This window comes from Kaarinaea lacus, assembly GCF_975902315.1.
Genome location: NZ_CDLKIE010000521.1, coordinates 1 through 4,463, shown reverse-complemented (window position 1 = coordinate 4,463; position 4,463 = coordinate 1). Strand labels below are relative to the sequence as shown.

Below are 4,463 nucleotides of genomic sequence, written 5' to 3'. Positions count from 1 at the left end.
GTAAACTGTTGTCCGAAACAACTACGCGCAGGTGACCAAGCGTCCCTGCGCGTAATTTTTTATAAACCCCAGATTTCCTTTCAATACTTATACAAACTGCACTACTACACATCAGTCTTTTCCAGCAAATGCGCCACTATCAAAGATCAACTCTATATTAGAAATTTTATTATCAAGCACTCCGAATAATTGCGACATAACTGTTGCTACACCTGGTTTTGAAAACTCATAAATCAGGTTAACAAGGTTAACCTGCTCAAATGAATAAATAATATTGTAACTGCAATTAGCGGGTGGATCTGCCTTCAGGCTAGCAATGTAATCCTGCGCTGAATCAAATTGATAAAGCGGCCCACGAAACTGAAATTCTTCATGAAGAATTGTTCCCAGGCGATCCAGATCCTTACCCGAAAAAAATATTTCCATATAGCGAAGTGCTAAATCATGGGGAGTCATGCCCTGTTCTTCCGTTGAGTTTGACAATGCGTTATTGTATTAGCCACCGCATTCAATGGCGGGCCACAGCTCCGCTCCTGCAAATACCTATTACTCTTAGCGGTTTGTCACACCCCGTTAGCCCACTTTTTACCCCGCACCCTTGCAGGCGCGGGGCCGCGCAGCGCAATCAACGATTACATCAAATTCTTACCGTCAAATACATCAGCTTCCAGAGCAAAGGGATCCACTCCATCGATGCATCCAATATTCGCGCGAAAATGACCTATCTTACGTGCGGTTTCATGAAAGGTATAAATACCGCAATGTTTACAGAAGTAATGCCTGGCTGTTTTGATACCAAACTGATAAAGCCCTAATGCGTCATCTTCCGCGTCAATGGAAAAATTCTCTGGAGGAATCATCTCTGAGGTCATCATTGCACCTTTACGGGCGCATATAGAACAGGTACACCTTAACCCCTTCACGATAGGTTCCCCTTCATAGGAGAACCGCACCGCACCACAATGACAACTTCCCTGGTAATTAACCATAATTTTGTCCTCCATTCCCCCCTATTGCTGGGATCCATTTTTTTCAGTTGCTGATAAAACTTATTTTTCCGTGTATAGAATATATTCTGTAGCACTACTAATGCAAAAACTAATTGCCAATGAAATCAAAGGCAGTGATTGTTCCACATCAATGTATTGAATACCAGATAGCTTAATATACCAGTGCTATACTAATATTTAATCAATCAGCATTTTTGCACGGATGCTAAATCAACGAGGTAAAGTTATGGAAAACGTTAAACTACTCAATGTCTCCATCCTGATCACTGCACTTGCCACTGCGCTCCCTGCTAGTGTCGGCGCTGAAGACGTCGAAAAGGTAGCAGCTAAGTGTGGTATGTGCCATGGCGCTGATGGCAATAGCCCTAATAAGAGCATCCCTTCTATTGCCGGCATGACCAAAGAATTCTTTGCGCATACGATAGATGCTTACCAGAACAACGGCAGACCTTCAGATTTAATGAAACCCTACGTGCATAATTTATCGGTGGAAGAAGTAGATAAACTTGCCGATTTTTATGCCAAACAAACATTCAAGCCTGTGAAACAGGAGTTTGACCCAGCCCGGGTAAAAAAAGGCGAAGAGCTACATAATAAATATTGCGAAAAATGCCACGAAAACGCCGGTAGAATTACCGAAAACAATTATGGTTTTTTAGCCGGACAATGGATGCCTTATTTGCGCCAGGCCATCCAGGATTACCTGGACGAAAAACGCCGCGTGGCACCCATGATGGTAACCAAGATTAAAAAGTTGAAAAAGGAAGCTGGCAAGGAAGGTCTTGAAGACGTACTTCATTATTACGCCAGCTTGAAATAATTCTTCTATGGCTAATGGATTACAGAACTATTCAAACTAAAACGAATACCTGAAGCTAACGTCAAACACGCCTATATTATAGTTTGGGCTCACTTCCCCCATGGTCAACACGTTGTTGATGGAATCGGGTGCGACACCATCGATTGCCCAGTTACTTTCACTATAATCCTCGTAACGATATTGCACGTGTAATACAGAACGCTCGCTCAAGTTATAATCGCCATAAATCTTGAAGGTATTGCGAGTGCTGGTTAGTGTGGGGTATGGTACTCCAGTGGAAACTGAAATATCGCCAGTGGAATCGGCATAGGAATAGTCAAAACCCAGTTTAAATTTGTTTTGAATAATGTGATAAATCAACCCCAGGTGTGCAACATTTATCTGGTCATCATTGTCTGCAAACCAGTCGGGAATATCGTACGCTTCGCTTCCGGCCTGTTTGGAAGCTATATCTGTTATGGTGTAGTCAATGTTTAATGTAACGGCTTTGTTAAAGTTATACTGGAAGTCCAGGGAATAATTGGTTTGCTGGCTTTCGGTTAAACCAATAACAGAGTTTTCGTAATCATCATTTGCGTAATCAGCAAAAAAACTTAACTGCCATTTTGTCTGAGGCACATAAGAAACGGAGAATACTGCCTTGCGCCTGGTTCTGTCCGCCATGTTATATTTTCTCAATAAATCATTCTGCGCCGGCGTAATTGAAGGTACTTGAGTATACTCATCACCATCTCGGCCCGTTGCCTCCAGGCGTAAAAACCAGTTCCATTTCTTACTCACTGTATTTCGATAGGTGCCATACAAGCTGTTTTCTTCTGTGGTTTCAACCTCCTGAAAAGTTCGGTCGTAAGTTTCATATTTGTAGCCCACGCCAAACTTATGAGGCTTTTTCATGCGATAACGGCCCTCAACCAATATTTCCTGTTGACGAAAGCTATAAGGCGTATTTGTTTCCTGTTGTGTACTAACAGAAGTATCCGCAATAACATAATCATAGGTTGCCTGCGGCGTGTCATTGTCCTGTTCGTTTTGTCGATACTGGGCTTCAATATCAAGATTATCCGTTAGCCTTGAATTTACAGCGAGATTTGCGCTAATAACATTCACCTTGCCATCCAGCGATGTTCGTTGTAATGGCTGTGGTGATAAGCTGCCATTTATCGTATAAGGCAAAAAGTCATCATTTTGCTCCAGTAGTCCGTAGGAAAGTAATGCCGAAGCAAGCGTCGACTGACCAAACAGGTATGAACCAGACAAAGTCAATTGTTGCATAGTATTGTCGGGTTCCTGTCCACCCCGGCCTTCAGTAACACCAGTAGGCACTGAGAAAGCGTTTTGCCAGCGAATACTCTCCACATCATTTTTAAAATTAGAAAACTTATAACTAAGCGCGGTCTGCCAGCGTTGTTTGACATAACTGACTTTTGCTTCGCCCTGGTCTGTTATGTTATCCACTGGAGTGGCCAGAATTGCACTGCGCGCTGATCCAAAAGTATTTCCCAACGCCATTCCCGAGCTTCGGAACCCTTCCTTGGTATCACGCTGAAAACTGAGCCCATAGGATAATGATTTGGTTTGATAATAATCCGCTGCAAGCAAAAAAGTCCTGCGTTGGGTGTAGAGATCAACTTGATGCAAAGCGTTCGCAAGCTCCGTCATGCCCTGGGTACCCGAAGCGAAATCCCAGTTCAATGGCAGTGTTTGATTATCACGACCCTGGTAAGGTGTTTTTGCAGTATCAGAATTAAACTTTGGTAACTCGCGGTATTGTAAATCCACATCGACTTTACCCTGCTTCCCGGTTTTTGCGCCAACCTCCCGAGAGTCCAGCCCAATATCATAAATTTCGGCATCCATGTAACCACTTTCTTCGTCTCTGGACGAGTACTCCATGTTGCCGATCAGGTAAGCACCTTCTTCATTTAATCCGGTATAGTCACCAAACTTAAATGAATCATTTGTTACATATCCCACACCACCTTCCATTTTTGTTTGTGGCGCTGCCTTATCTTCGTAGGGACACCATTTACATTCCCAACTGGACGTTATGCTTTCCATGCTCGACTGATTAATTACCTCCTGAGCAGTCGCAGACGACATGGAAATTACACACAAACATAAACCAAGGAACTCAATAGAGAGTGGTTGGTATCTGTTTTTAAAGTGATACATGGGTCTCATCCTTCACTATCGCATCAATTTGGCACCTGACGGATGGTTTGATCCGTGCACCTGGTAGTGGCAATTCATACAACTTTTAGCGAGTACAAATCTGCTTCTGAAGGAATCTGTAGTCGCGCTACCATCGTAAGCAAAACTGGGATGAAGTTGAGTGGAATGACATTGCTGGCATAGCAACGGAGCACGTTTTTTCAGGAGCGGCACATTGCTAGAACCATGGGGAACATGACAAATATTGCAATCTTCGGAAACCGGCGCATGCGCCCACAAAAAAGGACCGCGTTTTTCCGCGTGACAGTTATAACAGGTTTCATTCCTGGTATTGGTCTTCAACATTGCATCCCCAAACGATCCATGGGGATTGTGACACTGCGTGCATGTCATTTTATCGTACCGAACGGGATGAACTGAATTACGGGCAAATTCGGCACGTTGTTTTTTATGGCAGGTGT

5 protein-coding genes are annotated in these 4,463 nt (G+C 43.4%); 1 reads left to right on the top strand and 4 read right to left on the bottom strand.

Annotated elements, in window-relative coordinates; genetic code table 11:
- Window positions 1-111 precede the first annotated feature (111 nt).
- Both ACWVCM_RS16235 and ACWVCM_RS16230 read right to left on the bottom strand, forming a co-directional pair.
- Complete coding sequence (locus ACWVCM_RS16235; protein WP_455202816.1) at window positions 112-483, bottom strand: hypothetical protein; 372 nt, start codon at window positions 481-483, stop codon at window positions 112-114.
- Window positions 484-632: 149 nt separating this feature from the next.
- Window positions 633-1,004 carry a GFA family protein gene (locus ACWVCM_RS16230; RefSeq protein WP_455202815.1) on the bottom strand — a complete coding sequence of 124 codons (372 nt, stop codon included), beginning with the start codon at window positions 1,002-1,004 and terminating at the stop codon, window positions 633-635.
- 232 nt (window positions 1,005-1,236) lie between these two features.
- On the opposite strand from ACWVCM_RS16230, the gene ACWVCM_RS16225 reads away from it, so the two are divergent.
- Window positions 1,237-1,830, top strand: a complete 594-nt coding sequence (locus ACWVCM_RS16225) for a c-type cytochrome (protein WP_455202814.1) — start codon at window positions 1,237-1,239, stop codon at window positions 1,828-1,830.
- A 36-nt stretch (window positions 1,831-1,866) separates the two neighbouring features.
- Here ACWVCM_RS16225 and ACWVCM_RS16220 read toward each other — a convergent pair whose 3' ends face one another.
- Window positions 1,867-3,888, bottom strand: coding sequence for an MtrB/PioB family decaheme-associated outer membrane protein (locus ACWVCM_RS16220; RefSeq protein WP_455202813.1), 2,022 nt, complete (start codon window positions 3,886-3,888; stop codon window positions 1,867-1,869).
- 129 nt (window positions 3,889-4,017) lie between these two features.
- Window positions 4,018-4,463: cytochrome c3 family protein (locus ACWVCM_RS16215; RefSeq protein WP_455202812.1), on the bottom strand; the 446-nt coding region annotated here is incomplete at its 5' end.